The sequence below is a fragment of the Cupriavidus sp. H39 genome (assembly GCF_050271075.1).
Taxonomy (GTDB): domain Bacteria; phylum Pseudomonadota; class Gammaproteobacteria; order Burkholderiales; family Burkholderiaceae; genus Cupriavidus; species Cupriavidus necator_B.
This window is the reverse complement of the sequence record NZ_CP189846.1, coordinates 2553767-2576313: the sequence shown is the minus strand read 5'-3', so window position 1 is coordinate 2576313 and position 22547 is coordinate 2553767. Positions and strand designations below refer to the sequence as shown.

The window sequence follows — 22547 nt, the reverse complement described above, 5'->3', positions numbered from 1 at the left end:
ACGCGAGAACCACCATGACCCGCCCCCAATCCCCCGGCCGCCTGGGCCGCTTCGTCGATGCCTGCGCCGGCGTGCTGATGCGCCGGCGCCGCCTGCTGCTGTGGCTGTGCCTGGCCGTGACCGTGGCGCTGGGCGCTTCCGCCACGCGGCTGCGGCTCGATCCCGGCTTCAACAAGATGATCCCGCTGCAGCATCCGTACATGCAGGTGTTCACCAAGTACGCCAGCACCTTCTCCGGCGCCAATACCGTGCTGGTCAGCCTGCGCTGGAAGGGCGACGGCGACATCTACAACGCCGGCTTCATGGACAAGCTGCGCCACGCCACCGATGAAGTGTTCTTCATCCCCGGCGTGGACCGCTCGCGCGTGTTCTCGCTGTTCACGCCCAACGTGCGCTACACCGAGGTCACCGAAGCCGGTTTCCGCGGCGACGTGGTGGTGCCGGGGCGCTTCTCCGGCGCGCCGGACGAACTCGACAAGGTGCGGCGCAACGTGGCGCGTTCCGGCCAGATCGGCCGGCTGGTCAGCAATGACCTGAAGTCCGCGCTGATCCGCGCGGAGCTGCGCGAGACCGACCCCGCCACCGGCAAGACCATCGACTACGGCTCGGTGGCGCGCCAGCTCGAGAAGATCCGCGCGCAGTTCGGCGGCACCGATGTCGAAGTCAATATCGTCGGCTTCGCCAAGCTGGTGGGCGATGTCGAGGCCGGCATTGCCGGCGTGATGGGCTTCTTCGCGCTGGCCTTCGCCGTCACGGCGCTGCTGCTGCGGCTGTACACGCGTTCGCTGCGCATCACCGCGCTGGCGCTGGTTGTGGCGCTGCTGCCGGTGGGCTGGCTGCTGGGGCTGCTGCCGCTGCTGGGCTACGGCATCGACCCGATGTCGATCCTGGTGCCGTTCCTGATCTTCTCGATCGGGGTTTCGCACGCGGTGCAGATGACCAACGCCTGGAAGCAGGAGGTGGCGCAGGGGCACGGCGCGCTCGACAGCGCCAGCGCGGCGTTCCGCAAGCTGTTCATCCCCGGCACGGTGGCGTTGCTGACCAATGCGCTGGGCTTCATGGTGATCATGCGCATCGAGATCGATATCGTGCGCGAACTTGGCATTACCGCCTGCCTGGGCGTGCTGCTGATGATCGTGACCAACAAGGTGTTCCTGCCGATCCTGCTGTCCTACACCCGGCTGGAGCCGTCGGCGCTGGCGCGCTCGCAGGCAGCGCGGGGCACCGGCCAGGGCGGCATCTGGCACAAGTTCGGCGCGCTGGCGCGCCCGGCGCCGGCGCTGGGCGTGTTCGTCGCGGCGCTGGCGCTGCTGGCCGCCGGCGCGATCGAATCGCGCGGGTTGAAGATCGGCGATGTCGGTACCGGCGCGCCGGAGCTGCGCGCGGATTCGCGCTATAACCGCGACAGCGCCAGCATCGTTAGCCAGTACAACATCGGCTCGGATGCGTTGACCGTGGTGGTCGAACCCACCGGCTTCGACGACGGCTGCCTGCACTATCCGGTGATGAGCGCGGTGGAGCGCTTCGAGATGCATATGCGCGGCGTGTCCGGCGTGCAGTCGGTGGTGAGCGTGTCGTCGCTGGCCAAGGTGGTGATCGGCGCCTACAACGAGGGCAACCCGCGCTGGGAGGCGCTGCCGCGCAACAGCGCGGGCCTGAGCCAGGGCGCCAAGGCCTTCGACCCGGACAACGGCATGAACACGTCGAACTGCCAGGCGATCCAGGTGCTGATCTACACCGCCAACCACGAAGGCGCGACCATCGCCCATATCATCCGCGAGATCCGCCGCTTCAACGCCACCGACAAGACCCCCAACGTCGCCTTCCGCCTGGCCGGCGGCAATATCGGCGTGATGGCGGCGACCAACGAGGCGGTGGAAGAGGCCGAAGTGGCGATGCTGCTGGCGATCTTCGGCGCGATCACGCTGCTGTGCCTGCTGACCTTCCGCTCGTGGCGCGCGGTGCTGTGCATCATCGTGCCGCTGACGCTGGTGTCGGTGCTGTGCAATGCGCTGATGGCGCGGCTTGGCATCGGGCTGAAGGTGTCGACGCTGCCGGTAATCACGCTGGGTGTGGGCGTGGGCGTGGACTATGGCATCTACCTGTACGAGCGCATCCAGCACCAGATCCGCGAGGAAGGGCAGGCGTTGCCGCAGGCCTTTGCCGAGGCCATGCGCCAGCGCGGCTCGGCGGCGCTGTTCACGGCGCTGACGATGTGCATCGGCGTGGGCACCTGGGCCTTTGCCGCGCTCAAGTTCCAGGCCGACATGGGCATCCTGCTGGCCTTCATGTTCCTGGTGAACCTGTTCGGCGCGGTATCGCTGCTGCCGGCGCTGGCGGCGTGGCTGGGCGTCGAGCAGGAAGAGCGCGCCCGCGCCAGGGCCCCGGCCACCAGGCCAGCGGACGCCCCCGTGGGCGGCGAGGCGGGGCCGGTCACGCATGGCCTGAAGTCCGACGCGGCTTGAGTTCGCGCAACCGGAGAGACCGCATGCCCGAGAGCCAGAGTTCTGCCGCACCGGCCTTCACGCCGCTTCGCATCGGCCCGCTGACGCTGCGCAACCGCTTTATCAAGGCCGGCGCGAATGAAGGCATGACGCCGCAGGGCCTGCCGACCCGGGCGCTGGTCCGGCACCACCGCGATGTGGCGGCGGGCGGCGTGGGCATGACCACGGTGGCCTACGCGGCCGTCGCCGACGATGGGCTGACCTTCGCGCACCAGCTCAGCATGCGTGCCGAGCAGGTGCCGCACCTGCGCGTGCTGACCGACGCGGTCCATCGCGAAGGCGCGGCGGCCTGCCTGCAGATCACGCATGCGGGTTCGTTCACCACCATGCGCCACGGCGGCAGCCGCGCGCCGGGCAGTGCATCGTCAGGGCTCAATGCCTTCGGCATGATGCACGGCGTGTATTTCCAGCGCGCCATGCGCGCGCCGGACATGGCCCGCGTGGCCGGCCAGTTCGCCGCCGCGGCGCGGCTGGCGCGCGAAGCCGGTTTCGATGCGGTGGAAATCCACATGGGGCACGGCTACCTGCTCAACCAGTTCCTGTCGCCGCTGAGCAACCGGCGGCGCGATGCCTTCGGCGGCAGCGTGGCGGACCGGACCCGCTTTCCGGCCGCCGTGCTGCGCCAGGTGAAGGACGCCGTCGGCGCCGACTTGGCGGTGTGCTGCAAGCTCAGCGTCAGCGACGCCGTGCCTGGCGGCAATGAGCCGGCGGATTCCGCCGTGACCGCAGCCATCCTGGAGGCGGAAGGGGCCGACCTGCTGACCCTCAGCGGCGGGCGCAACGTGGAGAGTCCGTGGGCGCTGTTCGGCAGCCCGATGCCGACGGCGCAGATGAAGGCCACGGCGCCAACCGCACTGGCGCGCCTGGGCCTCACCATGCTGGAGAAGCGCACGCCGCGCGACCTGGCCTTCCGCGAACTGTACTTCCTGGAAGCCTCCCGTGTGGTGCGCCAGGCAGTGCGGATGCCGCTGGCCTATATCGGCGGGGTCAAGTCGCCCGACAACGTGGCGCAGTTGATGGCAGAGGGCTTCGATGCGATCGCCCTCGCCCGAGCGCTGATCCACGACCCCACGCTGGTGGCCCGCTGGCGCGGCGGCGCGTTGCAGCGTTCCGCCTGCGACAGCTGCAATGGCTGCGTGGCGCGAATCTACGATCCGGCCGGGGTGAGCTGCGTGCATGGCCCCGGCAATGACCCGGCGCTTGCCCGCATGGTTGCGCTGCAGTAGTCCGATGAGACGATGAGGCGCGGGCCGGACGCCCCTATCTTGAAGATCCCACCGGATCACAAGGAGACAGACGCCATGAGCGTACAAGGCTACAAGATCGAATCGCGCCCGCCCGAGGCCCGCTACGCGCGCGGCTGGCATTGCCTGGGCCTGGCCGATAGCTACCGCGACGGCAAGCCGCACACGCTGGATATCTTCGGCAGGCGCCTGGCGGCATTTGCCGACTCGACCGGTGCGATTCGCGTGATCGACGGCCACTGTCCGCACATGGGCGCCGACCTCAGCACCGGCACCGTGCAGGGCGACAACCTGGTGTGCCCGTTCCACGGCTGGCAGTGGGGCGGCGATGGCGGCTGCAAGTCCATCCCTTACTGCAAACGGGTGCCGCCCAAGGCGCGCATCGGTGCCTGGGAAACCTGCGAGCAGAACCACCTGCTGTTCATCTGGCACGATCCGGAAGGCCGGCCCGCGCCCCCGGAAGTCGCCATCCCGCGCATCGACGCCTGTTTCTCGGACGAGTGGTCCGACTGGGCCGTGGACGAGATGGTGATCCAGACCAACTGCCGCGAGCTGGTCGACAACATCTCCGACATGGCGCATTTCGGGACGGTCCACGGCGCGCCGGTCGATTACTTCGCCAACCTGTTCGAAGCACACAAGGCCACGCAGCTGATGATCGGGCGCAGCGCCCGGCTCTCCGGCGATGCGCAGCTGACGGCGCTGTCCACGTACTTCGGGCCTGCCTATCACATCACCGACATGAGCGGCCAGATGGGCGACCAGCGCATTGAATCGATCCTGCTCAACTGCCATGTGCCGATCGACCTGAACAGCTTCGTGCTCCGCTACGGCGTGCTGGTGAAGAAGATCCCGGGGCTGTCCGATGAACAGAACCGCGCCATGGCCCAAGCCTATGTCGACCAGGCCCGTGCCGCGTTCTATGAGGACGTGGCGATCTGGGACAGCAAGATCCGTATCGACAACCCGCTGCTGTGCGAAGGCGACGGGCCCATGTACCAGATGCGTGACTGGTACCAGCAGTTCTATACGGATGTGGAGCAGGTGCGCCCGTCCAGCGTAGCGCGGCGCGTCATCGAGCTGAACCCGGGCAATGTCGAGCCGCCGGTGTTGCGGCATGTGTTCGAGGGCTGATGTGGCGTTTATCGACGGCGCCTCGACGCCGTGCAACGTACGTTGATGGTTCGCCCGGATCGGATAGTCCGGGCGGACGATGCCCGCGGCGCAGCGTCATGCGAACAATGCGGAGCGCCAGGGACATGCCGCCGCGCCGGCCCACCGATATCGCAGGACGCCTATGCAATTTACCCGCAAGCTCATCGCCACCTGGCTGGCGCTGGTCGTCACGCCTGCATACACGCAGCAGGGCCCCGCCGTTCCCCGCGCTGCAAACAGGCCGGCCTACCAGGTCAAGGCACCGGCAGGCGCGCCCAACGTGGTGATCGTGCTGCTCGACGATGTCGGCTTCGGTGCTGCCTCCACCTTCGGCGGCCCCGTGCAGACGCCCGTGCTGGAGTCGCTGGCGCGCGAGGGCCTGCGCTACAACAACTTCCATACCACGGCGATCTGCTCGCCCACCCGCTCGGCACTGCTGACCGGCCGCAATGCGCACGCGACCGGAATCGGCGCGGTGGCGAACGTCGCGGACGAACGCCCGGGATACAGCAGTTTCCACACCAAGGATACCGCCAGCATCGCCGAGGTGCTGCGCCAGAACGGCTATAACACCGCGGCGTTCGGCAAATGGCACCAGACGCCGGACTGGGAGCTGTCGCCAAGCGGCCCGTTCGACCGCTGGCCGACCGGGGAAGGGTTCGAGCGCTTCTATGGTTTCCATGGCGGCGAAACGGACCAGTACGAGCCTTCGCTCTATGACGGCACGACTCCGGTGATGCGGCCGCCGGGACGCGACTACCACCTCACTGCGGACCTCGCCGACAAGGCGATCGACTGGCTGCGCGTGCAGCGCGCGGTCACGCCGGACAAACCGGTGTTCCTGTACTTTGCACCGGGGGCCGCCCACGCGCCGCTGCAGGCGCCGAAGGCGTGGATCGACCGCTATCGCGGCAAGTTCGACCAGGGGTGGGACAAGCTGCGCGAGGAGATTTTCGCCCGCCAGAAGGCGCTTGCCGTGATCCCGGCGAACACGCAACTGACCGCACGCATGGCCGACCTGCCGGCGTGGGATACGCTGTCGCCGGACCAGAAGCGGGTGGCATCGCGGCTGATGGAGGTCTATGCAGGCTTCCTTGCGCATACCGATGCGCAGGTCGGCAAGCTGATCGATGCCTTGAAGGCCAGTGGCCAGTTCGACAACACCCTGTTCCTGTATATCGTTGGCGATAACGGCGCCAGTTCCGAAGGCGGCCTGCTCGGCAGCGCGAGCTATTTCGCGCCGGTGCAAGGGCTGCCGGAAAGCGATGCGATGCGGCTGGCGCAGCTCGACGCGCTGGGCGCGCCCGGCACCTATCCGCACTTTCCGGCCGGCTGGGCATGGGCGCTGAATACGCCGTTCAAATGGACCAAGGCAGTGGCATCCCACCTTGGCGGCACGCGCAATCCGATGGTGGTGACGTGGCCGAAGCATGCCGCCCCGCGCGGCGACCTGCGCAGCCAGTTCGGCCACGTCAACGACATCGTGCCCACCATCCTCGAAGCCGCGCGTATTCCGGCGCCCGCCGTGGTCAACGGCGTCGCGCAGAAGCCAATGGATGGCGTCAGCCTGCTCTACAGCTTCGCCGATGCCAGGGCGGCTACGCGCCATACCACGCAGTACTTCGAGGTATTCGGCCATCGCGCGCTGTACCAGGATGGCTGGATGGCGTCGGCCTTCCATAGCCGGCGCCCGTGGACCGTGATCGACTATGGCCAGAAGAAGTTCGAAGACGACCAGTGGGAGCTCTATGACCTCACCACCGACTTCTCGCAGGCGAACGACCTGGCGCGGCGCGAGCCGGCGCGGCTGGCGGCGATGCAGGACTTGTTCCTGCGCGAAGCGGCGCGTAACCACGTGCTGCCGCTGCGCAACATGTCGCCCACCAACGCCAGGGCGCTGCCATCGCTGTCCGCGGGCCGCACCAGTGCGACCTTCACGCAGGGTGCCGTCGGTGTTCCCGAATCGGCGCTGCCCAAGACCTATAACCGGTCCTGGAGCGTGTCGGCCACGATCGAAACCGGCGCGCAGGCGCGTGGCGTGATCGCGACGCTGGGTGGGCATAGCGCGGGCTGGTCGCTTTACCTGGACGGTAACGGATATCCGGTGTTTACGTACCGCCTGTTCAATCTGAAGACGGTGACGTTGCGCGCGCCGGTACCGCTGTCCGCCGGCCACCATCAGTTGCGCTTCGATTTCGACTATGACGGCGGCGGCTATGGCAAGGGCGCCGCGGTGCAGTTGCTGGTGGATGGCAAGCCGGTTGGCCGGGATCGCTTGCCGGCAAGCCCGCCGGGCTTCTACACCATCGATGAGACCTTTGATGTTGGCATCGACCATGGCTCGGCGGCGGGGGAATATCCTGCCGAGGCGACGCCTGGTTATGCTTTTACGGGCGGGCGTATCGATAAGGTCCGGGTGGATTTGCGGTAAGGCAGTGGGATAGCCTGAAGGACTTTCCCTCCCGTTGGTTTGCGCCCCTCTCCCGCTTGCGGGAGAGGGGCGGGGGAGAGGGCCAGCGCATCCACGAAGTGAGGCCTTCCGCATCCATGATCAGGTTGTTGCTTCAGAACTCAGTCTGACCAATCAAGTCGAAATCCGGAACGCGCTTCACGGCGCGGATGCGTTTCGGTGATTGGCTATTTGCTGGCCGGTCAGGTGGGGGCAGGATGCGGCGTCCGTATGGGAATGCGAAACGTCCTATCGCGTCACACGTCGTGCCGCGGGAGACTGGGGCTGTCATCGAACAACGGTGACCGAGTGTGGAAACTCGAAGCCTTACCCCTGGGCAATCGCTCTCGCGGTTGCCCGCGTCCGCATACGCGCGCACCCTCCTCCATGGCGGGCCGGGCGAGGCAGCCAGCAGGCTGACCGGGATTGGGGTAAGTGCCCGGTTTCCACCCTCGTCGTCAGGCCCGCCGCCCTCCGCTAGCGTGGTGCGGTGGACCTTCATGCAACGATAGGGGGTCCTATGTCGGAAATCGATCTATCCTCAGCGCGGTACAGTCTTCTGGCGGTGGCAGCCGGTATGGATGGGGTGCTTGCATTGCTGGAACAGCAGAGCGAATGGTGGGAAGGGAGCTTTGGGGCGTTTTGCTTGCTGGGATTGGTGAAGGCCCAGTTGGAACGGGTGCTGGAGGAGGAGTTGCCGGCTTCTTAATGTGGCCGAAATCGAAAAGAACCAAAAAAAAGGCGCCCCCAAGAGCGCCCAGCCAATCACGATGCAATCAGGTCCCTGACCCGCGCGCCGCGTCAGGAGAGAAGAACGCCTCGTTGAACTCGGGACTGTTGTTCAACTTGGCCATCGGCCCTTCGTTGGTCAGGCGGTCCGCCAGGTAGGCGCCCGAGATCAGGTCATGGTAGAACACCGTGGCCGCGGAGAAGCGGCGCGCATCGTAGGCATAGACCAGTGCCTGCAGGTTGGTGCGCCACAGCTGGCCGCGGCCGTCATAGTTGTCGGCGGCAACCGATTGCCAGGTGTCTTCGTCGAGATACAGCACGCGCTTCGCATACTGGTGGCGGAAGCCGGATTTCAGCGTTGCCTCCAGGATCCATACCCGATGCAGCTCGTAGCGCATGACGTCCGGATTGGCATGGCCGTTCGTCAGCAGGTCCTTGTACTTGACCGAGGCGCTCATCAGCTTGTAGGTGTGGTACGGGACGTAGAACTCCTTCTTGCCGACGATCTTCCAGTTGTAGCGCTCGCCCGAGCCGTTGAACAGGCGGTCGTCGTCCACCGTACGGAAGCCGCCGGGGCCCTGGGGCTGGTCGAAGCCGAACTCCGGCGCCTGGCGCACGCGCCGGGTGCCCGGGTTGTAGATCCACGTGCGGTTGGTGTCCGAGCCCTCCTGGTCCCAGACCGCATAGCCCACGATCACCTGGCCGCGGTCTCGCAAGGGCAGGTCGGTGGCGGTGCGGAAGAAGGTGCGGTCGTTGAGGGGGTTGTTGGGCTCGAACTTGCCGTTGTTTCGCGGCGAAAAGATGTTGTACGAGACGCGACCCCATGCGATCGAGCCGTTCGGATAGACCACGGCCTGGTCGTACTGCGCCTTCTCGGTGCCGATGGCCGCCGAGAAGCGCTGGTTCCACAGCAACTCCATGGCGGTCTTCGGGATCGGGTAGGGAACCTGGGGCCCGGCGTCCTTCAAGCCGTTGCCATCGCTCGTCATGCTGACGGTGGTGGCGTAGGTGCGGATGTCCTTGTAGACACCGTCCTCAAAGCGGAAGTCCCGATGGCTGGGGTACACCGGCATCTTGAAGGTGTCGGGGTACTTCTTGAACAGCGCTTTCTGGCCTTCGGTCAGCCGCTCGGCATACTGCGCCATGTTCTGCGCGGTGATGACGAACAGCGGTTTCTCATCGGCATACGGGTCCGGATAGCGGTCGCCGCGCTGATACTTGACGTGGGGCGGCGCACCCAGCCACTTTCCGCTCCACGCCGGCACCTCGCCGTCCTTGCTGGCGGAGCGCTCGGCGCCCATCGGCGTGAGGGTGCTGTCGAGCTGCTTGAGTTCTTCCGGCGTGGCCTTCGCCCACGATGCCGCGGCCAGTGCCATGCTGGTGACCAGCAGGCCCCCGCGCAGCAGTCGTTGTGTACTGGATGTCATGACGTCTCGCTCCTTTTGACGGAAGTGGCCGGTGATGCCCGGGCCCCTGGTGACAGGGTAGTGAGGGCATGCCGGCCGGGAATCGTTGGAACGGACTAGTGGATTTCCCTAGCGGGGGGAGGGGCCAACAAAAAGGCCGGGCAAGTGCCCGGCCTCCGGAGTTCCGACAGCTTGTCGCGTGTCGCCGGTTTGCTCTCCTCTCGCATTGATGGGAGAGGGGAGCAAACACCGGCGCGATCAGGCTTCCATCACTTCGCCAAAGCGCTGCAGGTGGTAGTCGCTGTCGCCCAGCAGCTGGTCCAGCATGGTCAGGCGCTTGAAGTAGTCGCCCACGGACAGCTCGTCGGTCATGCCCATGCCGCCGTGCAGCTGCACCGCTTGCTGGCCGACGAAGCGGCCCGCGCGGGCGACGGTCACCTTGGCGGCTGACAGCATGCGGCGGCGCGCGGCGGGATCGGTTTCATCCAGCGCCTGCGCCGCCACATAGGCCATCGACAGCGCCAGCTCCTTCTGCACCAGCATATCGGCCATGCGGTGCTGCAGCGCCTGGAACGTGGCCAGCGGCTTGCCGAACTGCTGGCGCGTGCCCAGGTATTCGCCGGTGATCTGGATCAGTTTTTCCATCGCGCCTGCCCCTTCGGCGCACAGCGCCGCGATGCCGTGCTCCAGGCCGACGCCCAGCGCCGCGAGGCCGTCCGCGGCCTGGCCCACCAGTGCGCTGGCCGGCACGGTGACGTTCTGCAGCGTCAGGTCGGCGGCGCGCAGGCCGTCGATGGTCGGATAGGCGGTCACGCCCAGGCCCTTGCTGTCGCGCGGCACCAGGAACAGCGCGATCTCGTTGCTGCCCGATACGCGCGCCGTCAGCAGGTAGGCGTCGGCGGCGGCGCCGTGCCAGACCACGCTCTTGGTGCCGCTGATCACGTAGCCGTCGCCGCTGCGTTCGGCGCTGGCGCGGGCCGATTCCGGGCGGTAGCGCGTTGTCGGCTCCAGGTAGGCCAGCGTGACGATGCGCTCGCCCGAGGCGATCGCGGGCAGCCATTCTTCCTTCTGCGCGGTGCTGCCGTGGGCGGCCAGGATGGCGGCGGCCATCACGCCGCTGGGCGTGACCGGCTCCAGCACCAGGCCGCGGCCCAGCTCGCGCTGCACCACCAGCTGGCTGGCGGGCCCTTCGCCGAAGCCGCCAAAGTCGGCCGGCACGGTCAGGCCCAGCACGCCCATTTCGGCCAGCTTGTTCCATACGCCGCGGTCCAGGCTTTCGCCCTGGCGCGCGCTCTTGCGGCGGGCCTCGAAGGTGTATTCGGTGTCGATGAAGCGGCGCAGGCTGTCCGCCAGCATCTGTTGCTCTTCGCTGTAGGTGAAGTCCATGTCAGCTATCCCTTCAGAAACCCAGGATCATCTTGGAGATGATGTTCTTCTGCACTTCGGTCGCGCCGCCGTAGATCGAGGTCTTGCGCATGTCGTAGTAGGTGGAGGCGGCCGGTGCGGCCCACTCCGGGCCCGATACCGGCTGCGTCGCGCCGGGCTCGAGCCAGTCGGGCGAGTACGGCCAGGCGTTGGGACCGGCCACTTCCATCATCAGCATGGCCAGGTCCTGCTGCACCTCCGAGCCGCGGATCTTGACGATCGACGCTTCGGGCCCCGGCGTGCCCGCGGCCTGCGTGGCCACGCGCAGCAGCAGCATTTCCAGCGCCATGATGTCCATCTCGACGCGGGCGATCTTGTCGCGCATGCGCACGTCCTCGATCAGCGGACGGCCGGCGCCGTCGGTGGCCTGCGCAGCGTAGTGCTTGAGCTGGCGCAGTTCGCGATGGCAGTGGCCAATGCCGGCGATGCCGGTGCGCTCATGGCCGAGCAGGTACTTGGCGTAGGTCCAGGCGCGGTTCTCTTCGCCGACCAGGTTCTCGACCGGCACTTCCACGTCTTCGAACCAGGTCTCGTTGACGTCGTGGCCGCCGTCCAGCGTGGTGATCGGACGCACCGTCACGCCGGGCGACTTCATGTCGATCAGCAGCATCGAGATGCCTTCCTGCGCCTTCGCTTCGGAATCGGTGCGCACCAGGCAGAAGATCCAGTCGGCAAAATGCGCCATCGTGGTCCAGGTCTTCTGGCCGTTGACGATGTACTTGTCGCCCTTGCGCACCGCGCGGGTCTTCAGCGAGGCCAGGTCGGACCCGGAGCCCGGCTCGGAATAGCCCTGGCACCAGAAATCTTCCACGCCCGGGATGCGCGGCAAAAAGCGCTGCTGCATCTCGGGGCTGGCGTACTTCATCAGCACCGGGCCGATCATGGTCAGCCCGAACGGCAGCAGCCGCGGGGCGCCGGCGCGAAAGGTCTCGATCTCGAAGATGAGGCGCTGCAGCGCGGTCCAGCCGGTGCCGCCCCACTGCTTCGGCCAGGTCGGCGCGCCCCAGCCCTGCGCCTGCAGGATGCGGTGCCAGCGGACGTAGTCGTCCTTCTCCACGCGCTGGTGGTTGAGCACCTTGTTGCGGATGTCTTCCGGCAGTTTTGTCTGCACGAACGCGCGGACTTCCTCGCGGAAGGCCTGTTCCTCGGCGGTGAAACGCAAATCCATCTGAATGTCCCCTGTGGTACGCGGGCTTCGCAGAGCCGGCGCGCAATCCGGCGGTGCCGCGTGTTGTGCAGCGCGCCATGGCGAAAACCCTTGCTGTGCCGGCCGATTGTATGGGCCTCGGGTGATTCGTTGCTTTATCAATCGCAAAGGCGTCCTTCGCGGAGACAGAACCACATGCGCCAGGCACCGCTTGCCATGGCGCGCGCCGGCGGGACCATGGCCCGGACGAACACGACCTTAGTGAATTCCAAATGGCTGCGGCGCGGGCCTTGCCGCAAACTGATGCAGCCAGTTTCATGTGGCCGGGTGCATTCCGCCGCATATCCGACTCAGCCTGCATTCGAGAGATTCCCAGCACCATGTCTTCCTTCCGCCCTCAGTTCATCCACGAGATCCCCGCCCACTGGGCCGCGCAGACCCCCGCGGCGCCATGCCTGTACGAGAACGGTGCCGTCATCAGCTATGGCGAGTTGTGGCGCCGCATTGAAGCGGCCCGCGACTGGCTGGCGGCACAGGGCGTAGGTGAAGGCGACCGGGTCATGGTCGTGGGCGAGAACTGCAACGAGATGGTGGTGACGCTGTTCGCCTGCAGCCTGCTGCACGCCTGGCCGATCAACGTCAACGCGCGCCTGTCCGCGCGCGAGATCGACAATATCCGCGACCACGCGCAGCCGGCGCTGGTGCTGTTCACCGGCCACGTTTCCGACGTTGCCGCCGCGCACGGCGAGCGGCTGGGCGCAACGGCCACCGGCTGCGCGGTCTATGACGACGGCATGCGCGTCGCGCGGGCAGACAGCGCGCCGCGGCGCGAGCCCGCGGAGCTTGCCCGCCGCGTCGCCACGCTGATCTATACCTCGGGCACCACCGGCGCGCCCAAGGGCGTGATGGTGCCGCACGCCGGCCTGACCCAGTTCGCGCGCATCTCCGCGACCTCGCGCGATATGGGCCCCGCCGACGTGGCCTACGGCGCGCTGCCGATGTCGCACATCTTCGGCATCGCGACGGTGCTGATGGCCACGCTGTACGCCGGCGCCAGCCTGTTCCTGCGCCCGCGTTTCGACGCCAATGAAGTGTTCGAGGCACTGGCGGAGCCAGGGGTCACCATCCTGCAGGGCGTGCCGACCATGTTCACGCGCATCATGGCAGTCGCCCCCACGGTGGGCGCGAAGGCCGGCGCCTTTCCCCGCCTGCGCTATCTCTATACCGGCGGCGCGCCGCTCGATCCCACGCTCAAGCGCGACGTCGAAACGCTGTTCGGCCAGCCGCTGCATCACGGCTACGGCATCACCGAATACGCCGGGTCGCTGTTCATCACGCGCATGGACGCGCCGCGCGCTGATTGCTCGGCCGGCTATATCGTCGAAGGCGTGGAGATCGAGATCACCGATGCCGAAGGCAAGCCGCTGCCCGCCGGCGAACGCGGCCAGATCCGCGTGCGCGGCCCGGGCGTGATGCTCGGCTACTACCGCAATCCGGAACAGACCGCCGAGGCGCTGCTGCCCGGCGGCTGGCTCAATACCGGCGATCTTGGTTATCTCGATGCCGATGGCGCGCTGTTCATTTCGGGCCGTTCCAAGGACCTGATCATCCGTTCCGGGTTCAACGTGTACCCGATCGAGGTGGAGTCGGTGATCAACGCCTTCGCCGGCGTGCGCCAGTCCGCCGTGGTGGGGCGCACCACGGGCGACGGCAACGAAGAAGTGGTGGCCTTCATCGAACTGCAGGAAGGCGCCGAACTCGACCGCAAGGCGCTGGACACCTACCTGCGCGACAGCCTGGCACCGTACAAGCGGCCCGCCGAAATCCGCACCGTCGACGTGATTCCGACCACGGCGAGCGGCAAGCTGCTCAAGCAGCCGCTGCGCGCCATGCTCGACTAAAGCCCCCGGGGCACGGGGCCCCGGGCATGACAGCCATCCCTGGAGGAGAACATAAATGAAAACATGGAAGACGCTGGCCGCGCTGACTGCCACGCTGCTGCTGCAAGGCGCGGCATGGGCCGCCGATGCCTATCCGTCGCGCCCGGTCAAGCTGCTGGTGGGCTACGCGCCCGGCGGCCCGGTCGACACCGCCGCCCGCATCTACGCCGAGCAGCTGGGCCGCGTGCTCAAGCAGCCGGTGGTGGTGGATAACCGCGCCGGCGCCAGCGGCGCAATCGCCGCCGACATGACCGCCAAGGCGGCACCGGACGGCTACACGCTGTATTTCGTCGCCAGCCCCACCATGACCATGACCCCGCTGATCCAGCACTCGGTCAACTTCAACCCGGTCAAGGACTTCACCTACATCGGCCTGATCACCGACTACACCAACGTACTGCTGGTGAACAAGGATTTCCCGGCGAAGAACGTCAGCGAACTGGTCGACTACGCGCGCAAGCATCCGGAAGGCGTCTCGTTCGGCTCCGCGGGCGTGGGTGCCTCCAACCACCTGTCGGCGGAACTGCTGGCGCAGATGAACAGCGTGAAGATGCTGCACGTGCCGTACAAGGGCAACGCGCCGGCCATGGCAGACGTGATGAGCGGCAAGGTCACGTTCATGTTCGATATCACCGGCACGGCCATCGGCCATATCAATGGCGGCAAGGTGCGCGCGCTGGCGGTCACGTCGAAGACCCGCAACCCGGCGTTGCCGAACGTGCCGACCATGATCGAGTCGGGACAGAAGGACTATGACCTGACCGGCTGGTATGCGCTGGTGGGGCCGCAGAAGCTGCCGGCCGATGTGGTCGACAAGCTGGTCAAGGCGCAGAAGGCGGTGGGGGAGGATGCTGCCTTCCGGCAACGGATGACGGCCGGGGGGTATGACGTCAATATCAGTACGCCCAAGGTGCTGGGGGACCGGATCCAGCGGGAGCTGGCGTTGTGGGGTGGGGTGGTGAAGAAGGCGGGGATCCAGGCGGATTGAACGCTTGTGGATGTTGCGGAAAAGCCGGCGGAACGCCGGCTTTTTTCGTTTTCGGAGACGGTTGCGGGCTACGCAGCTTGTCCGTGATTACGGCGTAGCTTTGCGGCCAAGAACCTGCGAAAAATGGTGCAATTCGCCACCGCGTTTTCGCAAGAGGCAATTCTCCTAACGCTGTCACGACAATTGAGTTGGTTGCGTTTCGTATCGCTGCTGCCGCTGAAAGCGGTGGCAATAGCGACAGCCTTCACTTCGTTGATACTCCCACCCTCACCCCAACCCTCTCCCGCAAGCGGGAGAGGGAGTACACAAGCGGAAGTGGGAAGTCCGGAGGCGAATGAAGGCACTGATAGCCTACTTGCCGCTGCCGGTTTGCTCCCCTCTCCCGCTTGCGGGAGAGGGGCGGGGGAGAGGGCCGGAGCTTCAACGAAGTAAAGCCGTCCGGTTCGCGAAGCCCGTCCTCCGCCCGAAATTTTTTAAGCGATTGACATGACTGGCCCGAGCCCGCGATTGTCCAACAGTTGTTGGACAATCGTCCAACGGTGCTCGAGGTATGCACGTGGCCTTGTCTGGCAGGATTGGAACCCGGATTTCTCTGAGCGCTACGTGAAGTTTGCCAACTTCTACGATTGACTCGACGTATCCATCCTTCACAATCTGCTCCTTGATTGTGAACGACAGGGTTCTCTAGACTGGCTTGGCTCCTGATCAACAGGAGTCGGGTGTGAGAACCCGGTTCACGATACAGCGGACTGTCGCGCAAGCGGCAATTTTCAAGTCCGTTACGCTTGTGTGCGCCTTCACTTTACGGCGGGCCGGGCGGGGCTAGCTTCGGCTGGGCCGGCCGTATCGTCCGGTTTTCTCACCCCCGTTGTCTGGCCCGCCACCTCAGGTGAGAATGAGCGGCGGGCCTCCACATCTACGATACGGAGGTCAGCAATGCATCAGTCCAACATCGAATCCGACGCCTTTATCCCGCCTCGACTTGATGATTCCCTCTCCCGGTTCAGTCCCGAAACCCGCCGTGCAGCGCGCAAGGACGCGTTGCCTGTTCCCCGGCAACTCTTGTTGTTGAATCTGTTGGACCAGGCCGATGCGGTTGCGCGAGGGACTGCATGCGTGCTGACGTTGGTGACCCACAGCGAATGCGATGCACAGGAAGAGGGAAGCGTAGCCTTGCAGGCGGCTACGTTGGATGCGTTGCGAGGGCTGTGTCAGGCGTCCCTTGGATTGCTGGCCGACAGGGTAGAAGACGTCGCGGAGGGAATTGAGGAAGCGATGGTCGGGTAGCCAATCGCGGCCGGTCGCTGATTCACTGAGGTGGCAGGCGCCGTTGGTGTCCATTGTAGGCACCGCCTGACTTGGCCGACCGCTTGTTTGCTCCCTCTCCCGCTTGCGGGAGAGGGTTGGGGTGAGGGCCGGAGCCTCTACGAAGTCAAGCCTGGGGCATGCCACCGCCTGCCCTCACCCCCTGCCCCTCTCCCGCAAGCGGGAGAGGGGAGCAAACCGGCGGAGCGGATAAGGCTTCAGGCTCTTACCCCTGCACCTCCGCCCACCCCTGCATCGCCTGCCCGCCAGCATCATCCCCCGTCCACAGCACCAGCCGCCCCGGCTGCGCCGGATCGGCCGCGCCGCCGACGGTGATGGTGTCCTGGTCGAACAGCGGCGCCAGCCCGCGGAAGCCGAAGCGCTTCACGCGTGCCTGCGGTTGCTCGCGCGCCACCAGGTCCAGCATCAGCATGGCCTGCATCGGCCCATGCACCACCAGGCCGGGGTACCCCTCGACCTCGCGTGTGTACTGGCGGTCGTAGTGGATGCGGTGGCCGTTGAAGGTCAGCGCCGAATAGCGGAACAGCATGACGGGGTCGGCCTGCAGCGTGCGCTGCCATTGCGCCGTCTGCTCCAGGCGCGGGCGCGGAGGCTGCGGTTTGGTCGGGTCCGGCATGGCGCGGTAGACGATGTCGTGGCGCTCGTTGACCGCGGTCTTGCCGTTGACGGTCAGCTCGTGATCGACGGCAACGAACCATAGCTCGCCAGTACGGCCGGTCTTGTACTGCACGTCCTTGATGGTGGAGGTGCGCGTGACGGTATCGCCGATATGCAGCGGATGGCTGAAGCTCAGTTCGCTGCCGGCCCACATGCGGCGCGGCAGCGGCACCGGCGGCATGAAGCCGCCGAGGGTGGGATGGCCGTCGCGGCCCAGTTCGCGCTGCGGTGCGCGCGGCAGGAAGTAGAGCCAGTGCCACAGCGGCGGCAGCGGGCCGGCGGCGACGGCCTCGGGGTCGAGGTCGAAGGTGGCGGCCAGGCCGGCGACCGGCTCCGGCGACAGCGTTTCGGTGCGCGCTTCGCTGCGGCCGATCCAGCCGCGCAGGCGTTCGAGTTCAGTAGTGGCGTCAGTCATGGCAGTGGACCTTGTGATGCGTGAAGGATGGCGGATGCCGGGCTATTGCGCCAGCGCCAGCAGCCGGCGGGCCTGCTCGATCACGGGCCGGTCGACCATCTTGCCATCGACCTGCACCGCGTGGCTGCCGCTGGCAGTAGCTTCCAGTACGCGGCGGGCCCAGTCGAGTTGTTCGGGGCTGGGCAGGAAGCCGGCGCGGACCGCGCCCACCTGTGCCGGGTGGATGCAGAGCTTGCCGGCAAAGCCGAGTTCGCGCGCATAGGCGACGTCGCTGGCTAGCACGGCTTCGTCCTTGAGCGCGGTGGTCACGCCGTCGACCGGCGGCGGCAGGCCGGCCACGCGCGAAGCCAGCACGATGCGCGCGCGCGCGAAGGCCAGTGCGTCGCGGGTATGGCTGCAGCCCAGGTCGACCGCATAGTCGAGCGAGCCGAAGGCCAGGCGCGCCACGCCGCCGGCCGATGCCACGGCATCGACCTGGTGCAGGCCGAGCGCGGTCTCGATGATGGCGACCAGCTCGCCCTGCGGGTTGATCGCCTGCAGGGTTTGCGCGATGGTGGCCAGCGCGGCGGCGTCTTCGGCCTTCGGCACCAGCAGCCCGGCCAGCGCGGTGCCCGGGGGCAGCGCGCGCAGCCACGCCAGGTCGGCGGCAAACGCGGGCGAGGCGCTGTCGTTGATGCGCACGAAGGCGCTGGCGCCGGGCTGGCCGGCCAGCCAGGCGGCGATGGCCGCGCGCGCGGCGGGCTTGGCGTCCGGATGGACTGCGTCCTCGAGGTCGAGGATCATCACGTCCGGGCCCGCGGATGCGGCCTTGTCGAAGCGTTCCGGCCGGTCGCCCGGCACGAACAGGTAGGTGACTGCGGTGGACATGTCGATCCTCAGCGCGCGGCGGGAAGCCAGTCGTTGACGTCGGGCGCCTGCTCCAGCGCCCACACGCGCGCAATGATGGCGCGCATCTCGGCCTCGCTCGCGCCCTGGCGGAACGCGCCCAGCTGCAGTGCCTTGGCTTCCAGTTCGGGGCGCGACAGCGTGTTGTCGGGGTCGCCCTTGGGCACGTCGACGCGCGCGGCCAGCGTGCGGCCATCGGTGGTCTTGACGGTCACGCGGCCGATCCACTGGCGCGGGTAGGCGGCATTGATCTCCGGATCCAGTTCCATGTCGACCTTGCCGCGGAACGCGGCCACTGCGGGGTCCTGCAGCGCGTGCTGCTCGAACTCGCCCAGGCCGGCGTGGCCGTGCACGGCCACCAGCCCGAGCACCGTGCCCATCGAGAACTTGGCCTGGTGGATGGTGGCGGGGTTGACCACCGGACCGAGCACGTCGATGGCGCCCTGGTGCACGTGGGTGGTAACGCTGGCGACCTGGCCGGCGGCAATGCCTTCGCGCTGCATCAGCGCCTTCAGCGCGTCGGCGGCCGGGTGCGTGTGGCGGCACGAGGCGAAGAACTTGAACGAGGTCTCGGCGGTGGCCCAGCGCGTGCCCAGGCCATCGGTCAGGCAGGCGGGATTGGCATCGCTCGACATGCCGGCGGCCATGCCCTGCGCGCCTTCCAGGATCTGCTTCGCGCCGGTGAAGCCGGCGCGCGCCAGCCACGCCGACTGCAGGCCGTCGGCCGCGGCCTTGGCGGTGTGCAGCTGCTTGGAATCGGCGGCATCGCGCAGGAATTCCCACAGGCCGGCGGCCTGCGTGCCGGCCGAGCCCAGCGCCTGGTTGATGCCTTCGGCATCGAGGCCGAACAGCTTGGCCACGGCCGCGGCGGCGGCCAGCGTGCCGACGGTGCCGGTGGTGTGGAACACGCGGTAGTGCGAACGGCCCATGAATTCGCCGATGCGGATGCCGGCTTCATAGCCGGCGATCGACGCCAGCAGCACTTCGGCGCCGGTCTTGCCTTCGGCCTGCGCGGCGGCGACCACGGCCGGGAATACCACCGCGGCCGGATGCAGCACCGAACCGTTGTGCACATCGTCCTGCTCGACCACGTGCGAGGACGCGCCGTTGATCAGCGCGGCAAAGTAGGGCGAGGTGCGGCGGCGGTCGACCAGCACTTCGGCGGCGCCGTCGGACGGGCCCATGGCCGCGGCGAATTCCTGCAGCGTGCGCACCGCCGGGGCGTCCTTGCCGGCGATCGCCGACGCGATCCAGTCCAGGAACAGGTCCTTGGTGCGCTCGATCACGGGCGCGGGCACCTCGGCCAGCTTGAGGTTGGCCAGGAATTCGCAAAGCTGGCGGGTCGGGTAGGTGGTGTCTGCGGCTTGGCTCATGCCGGCTCCGGAAATTTGAACAGTGCTTGCGGGAAGAAAAGAGCGCCCGGTTTGCCCGGGCGCCGGTGTTGGCTCAGATGGTGCGCTTGTCCGCCAGCGCGTCGATGTCGCCCGCGCCGTAGCCCAGCTCGGCCAGGATGCTGCGGCTGTGCGCGCCCAGCGCCGGCACGTCGCCCATCACCGGCTCCACGCCCGACAGGTTGGCCGGCGGCAGCAGCGCGCCGATCGGGCCGTTCGGGGTGGCGACTTCGCGCCACCGCTGGCGTGCCTGCAGCTGCGGATGGTTCCAGACGGCTTCGATGTCGTTCATCGGCGCATTGGCGATCTGCGCCTGGTCCAGCAAGGCCTCCGCCTGCGCCACCGTCAGCGCCGCAAAGCGCGCTTCGATCAGCGCGGTCAGTTCGGGGCGGTTGCGCACGCGGGCGGTATTGCTGGAAAAGCGCTCGTCCTGCGCCAGGGCGCGGTCGCCGAGCACGATCTCGCAGAAATTGGCGAACTCGCGTTCGTTCTGCACGCTGAAGATCACGCTGCCATTGCTCGCGCGATGCACGCCATACGGGGCGATGGTCGGGTGCGAGGCGCCGACACGCGCCGGCGTGGTGCCGCCGTAGTGGCCGAAATAGAGCACCTGGTTCATCCACTCGGCCATCGCCTCGAACATGGTCACCTGCACGCGCAGGCCCTTGCCGGTGCGGCCGCGCTGCAGCAGCGCCGACAGGATGCCGCTGTACGCGTACATGCCGGCGGAGATGTCGGCGATCGAGACCCCGGCGCGCGACGGCTCGTTCGGGCCGCCGGTCAGCCCCACCAGGCCGGCGGCGGCCTGGATCAGCAGGTCGTAGGCCTTCTTGTCGCGATAGGGGCCAGAGTCGCCATAGCCGGAGATGTCGCAGACGATCAGCTTCTCGTACTGGCCGTGCAGGGTGTCGAAATCCAGGCCCATGCGGGCGGCAGCGCCGGGGGCGAGGTTCTGCACCAGCACGTCGGCGTCGGCCAGCAGGCGGTGCAGGATCGCCTGCGCCTCGTTGTCCTTCAGGTCCAGCGTCAGGCTTTCCTTGCCCCGGTTGAGCCAGACGAAGTACGAGGCCTGGCCGTGCACGGACTGGTCATAGCCGCGCGCGAAGTCGCCCACGCCAGGGCGCTCGACCTTGATCACGCGCGCGCCCAGGTCCGCCAGCTGGCGCGTGGCGAAGGGCGCGGCCACCGCGTGCTCGAGCGAGACCACGCGGATGCCGTCGAGCGGGCGGATGCCTTGGGAGGAGTGGAGCATGTAGGGTTCTCAGAACGAACGCGGCAGCTCGAGCACATGCTCGGCCACGTAGGACAGGATCAGGTTGGTGGAGATCGGCGCCACCTGGTACAGGCGGGTTTCGCGGAACTTGCGCTCGATGTCGTATTCGGCGGCGAAGCCGAAGCCGCCGTGCGTCTGCAGGCAGACGTTGGCGGCTTCCCACGAGGCGTCGGCGGCCAGCAGCTTGGCGATATTGGCTTCCTTGCCGCAGGGGCTGCCGGCGTCGAACAGCCGCGCCGCCTTGTAGCGCATCAGGCTGGCGGCCTCGACGTTGACGTACGCGCGCGCGATCGGGAACTGCACGGCCTGGTTCTGGCCGATCGGGCGGTCGAACACGATGCGGTCGCGCGCGTAATTGCTGGCGCGCTCGACAAACCAGTAGCCGTCGCCGATGCACTCGGCGGCGATCAGGATGCGCTCGGCGTTGAGGCCATCGAGGATGTACTTCAGGCCCTGGCCTTCCTCGCCGATCAGGTTCTCGGCGGGAACCTCCAGGTTGTCGAAGAACAGCTCGTTGGTCTCGTGGTTGACCATGTTGCGGATCGGCTTGACCGTCAGGCCCTTCCCGATGGCATCGCGCAGATCCACCACGAACACCGACAGGCCCTCGGACTTGCGCCGGACCTGGTCCAGCGGCGTGGTGCGCGCCAGCAGCAGCATCAGGTCCGAATGCTGCACGCGCGAAATCCACACCTTCTGGCCATTGACGACGTACTTGTCGCCCTGGCGCACCGCGGTGGTCTTGAGCTTGGTGGTGTCGGTGCCGGTGGTGGGCTCGGTCACGGCCATCGACTGCATGCGCAGCTCGCCCGAGGCGATGGCCGGCAGCCAGCGCTGCTTCTGCGCTGCGGAGCCATGGCGCAGCAGGCAGCCCATCACATACATCTGCCCGTGGCAGGCGCCGGAATTGCCGCCGCTGCGGTTGATTTCCTCCATGATGACCGACGCCGCGGTCAATGACAGGCCGGAGCCGCCATAGGCTTCGGGGATCAGCGCCGATAGCCAGCCCGCCTGCGTCAGCGCCTGGACAAAGCTCTCGGGAAAGGCGTCCTGCTCTTCCACCCGTTGCCAGTACGCCGAATCGAAGCCGGCGCACAGGCTGCGCACCGCCTCGCGGATTTCGGGGTACAGCTGGTCGGGGTCCTGGTCTGCGTGCATGGTCGCCGGGTCGATTGGAACTGGGGCCATTATTCCCGAGCCCCCTGCACGCCGAAATTCGGATTTGCGAAAGAGCGGCTTAGGTGGCCCGGAAGCGGCGCGGCGGGGCGATATGAAAGCGCGGCACGGCCGGGGCCATCAAGCAAGACGCCCGGCGAGCCGGGCGTGCAGCGGGTGGCGCGCGGGGCGCCAGTGTTAGTTGGGGGCGGTGCCGCAGCACGGCCTGCCGATCAGTGGACAAAGAGCCAGATCAGGATCAGGACAAAGGCCGGAACACCAAGTAGCCAGGCGAGGATATAGGGCATGGTGCGACTCCATTGGAGGTCAGTGATTGGTGATTTCAATATAGGAATGCCGCGTCGGCGGGACTGTCGGGGAGCTTCCGCTTGCCGTGTAGGACGTTGCCGCACACGCCGGACGGCACGGCGATGTGGCGCCAAAGTGCTTTCCGCCGC

Annotated in this window: 17 protein-coding genes; 9 read left to right on the top strand and 8 right to left on the bottom strand. The window is 67.2% G+C overall.

Translation table 11 applies throughout. The features are described 5' to 3' along the window. The first annotated feature begins 14 nt into the window (after positions 1-14). The 5 genes from ACOCMH_RS12070 to ACOCMH_RS12050 all read left to right on the top strand — a co-directional run bounded on the left by ACOCMH_RS12070 (position 15) and on the right by ACOCMH_RS12050 (position 8061). Positions 15-2465 carry an efflux RND transporter permease subunit gene (locus ACOCMH_RS12070; RefSeq protein ID WP_427307188.1) on the top strand — a complete coding sequence of 817 codons (2451 nt, stop codon included), beginning with the start codon at positions 15-17 and terminating at the stop codon, positions 2463-2465. Between the two features lie 23 nt (positions 2466-2488). After that, a complete protein-coding gene (locus ACOCMH_RS12065) occupies positions 2489-3730 on the top strand; it encodes an NADH:flavin oxidoreductase (protein ID WP_427307187.1) in 1242 nt (413 codons plus the stop codon). 75 nt (positions 3731-3805) lie between these two features. Beyond that, positions 3806-4882 (top strand): Rieske 2Fe-2S domain-containing protein, encoded by a 1077-nt coding sequence (locus ACOCMH_RS12060; protein ID WP_427307186.1) that lies wholly within the window; start codon positions 3806-3808, stop codon positions 4880-4882. 163 nt (positions 4883-5045) lie between these two features. Further along, positions 5046-7334, top strand: a complete 2289-nt coding sequence (locus ACOCMH_RS12055; protein WP_427307185.1) for an arylsulfatase — start codon at positions 5046-5048, stop codon at positions 7332-7334. 538 nt (positions 7335-7872) lie between these two features. Continuing rightward, a complete protein-coding gene (locus tag ACOCMH_RS12050) occupies positions 7873-8061 on the top strand; it encodes a hypothetical protein (protein WP_427307184.1) in 189 nt (62 codons plus the stop codon). Positions 8062-8128: 67 nt separating this feature from the next. Here the strand turns inward: ACOCMH_RS12050 and ACOCMH_RS12045 are convergent, their stop codons facing one another. The 3 genes from ACOCMH_RS12045 to ACOCMH_RS12035 form a co-directional block, all read right to left on the bottom strand. After that, positions 8129-9508, bottom strand: coding sequence for a DUF1329 domain-containing protein (locus tag ACOCMH_RS12045; protein ID WP_427307183.1), 1380 nt, complete (start codon positions 9506-9508; stop codon positions 8129-8131). A 237-nt stretch (positions 9509-9745) separates the two neighbouring features. Further along, positions 9746-10873, bottom strand: a complete 1128-nt coding sequence (locus ACOCMH_RS12040) for an acyl-CoA dehydrogenase family protein (RefSeq protein WP_427307182.1) — start codon at positions 10871-10873, stop codon at positions 9746-9748. 13 nt (positions 10874-10886) lie between these two features. Then, positions 10887-12080, bottom strand: coding sequence for an acyl-CoA dehydrogenase family protein (locus ACOCMH_RS12035; protein ID WP_427307181.1), 1194 nt, complete (start codon positions 12078-12080; stop codon positions 10887-10889). A 359-nt stretch (positions 12081-12439) separates the two neighbouring features. On the opposite strand from ACOCMH_RS12035, the gene ACOCMH_RS12030 reads away from it, so the two are divergent. The 4 genes from ACOCMH_RS12030 (at position 12440) to ACOCMH_RS12015 (ending at position 16274) form a co-directional block, all read left to right on the top strand. After that, entirely contained in the window at positions 12440-13960 is a 1521-nt protein-coding gene (locus ACOCMH_RS12030) for a class I adenylate-forming enzyme family protein (protein ID WP_427307180.1), read from the top strand. Between the two features lie 55 nt (positions 13961-14015). Then, a complete protein-coding gene (locus ACOCMH_RS12025) occupies positions 14016-14987 on the top strand; it encodes a Bug family tripartite tricarboxylate transporter substrate binding protein (protein WP_427307179.1) in 972 nt (323 codons plus the stop codon). A 123-nt stretch (positions 14988-15110) separates the two neighbouring features. Further along, on the top strand, positions 15111-15419 hold the full coding sequence (locus ACOCMH_RS12020) for a hypothetical protein (protein WP_427307178.1): 309 nt from the start codon (positions 15111-15113) through the stop codon (positions 15417-15419). 504 nt (positions 15420-15923) lie between these two features. Next, a complete protein-coding gene (locus ACOCMH_RS12015; RefSeq protein ID WP_427307177.1) occupies positions 15924-16274 on the top strand; it encodes a hypothetical protein in 351 nt (116 codons plus the stop codon). Between the two features lie 244 nt (positions 16275-16518). On the opposite strand, the gene ACOCMH_RS12010 is transcribed toward ACOCMH_RS12015, so the two are convergent. From ACOCMH_RS12010 to ACOCMH_RS11990, 5 genes are all read right to left on the bottom strand, one after another. Beyond that, positions 16519-17385 carry an FAS1-like dehydratase domain-containing protein gene (locus ACOCMH_RS12010; protein ID WP_427307176.1) on the bottom strand — a complete coding sequence of 289 codons (867 nt, stop codon included), beginning with the start codon at positions 17383-17385 and terminating at the stop codon, positions 16519-16521. 42 nt (positions 17386-17427) lie between these two features. Beyond that, on the bottom strand, positions 17428-18252 hold the full coding sequence (locus tag ACOCMH_RS12005) for an HpcH/HpaI aldolase/citrate lyase family protein (RefSeq protein ID WP_427307175.1): 825 nt from the start codon (positions 18250-18252) through the stop codon (positions 17428-17430). A gap of 8 nt (positions 18253-18260) precedes the next feature. Further along, the gene (locus ACOCMH_RS12000) at positions 18261-19643 is read right to left on the bottom strand and encodes an MmgE/PrpD family protein (RefSeq protein ID WP_427307174.1); all 1383 of its coding nucleotides are present in this window, start codon (positions 19641-19643) and stop codon (positions 18261-18263) included. Between the two features lie 73 nt (positions 19644-19716). Continuing rightward, the gene (locus tag ACOCMH_RS11995; protein WP_427307173.1) at positions 19717-20913 is read right to left on the bottom strand and encodes a CaiB/BaiF CoA transferase family protein; all 1197 of its coding nucleotides are present in this window, start codon (positions 20911-20913) and stop codon (positions 19717-19719) included. Between the two features lie 9 nt (positions 20914-20922). Continuing rightward, positions 20923-22092 carry an acyl-CoA dehydrogenase family protein gene (locus ACOCMH_RS11990; RefSeq protein ID WP_427307172.1) on the bottom strand — a complete coding sequence of 390 codons (1170 nt, stop codon included), beginning with the start codon at positions 22090-22092 and terminating at the stop codon, positions 20923-20925. Between the last annotated feature and the right edge of the window lie 455 nt (positions 22093-22547).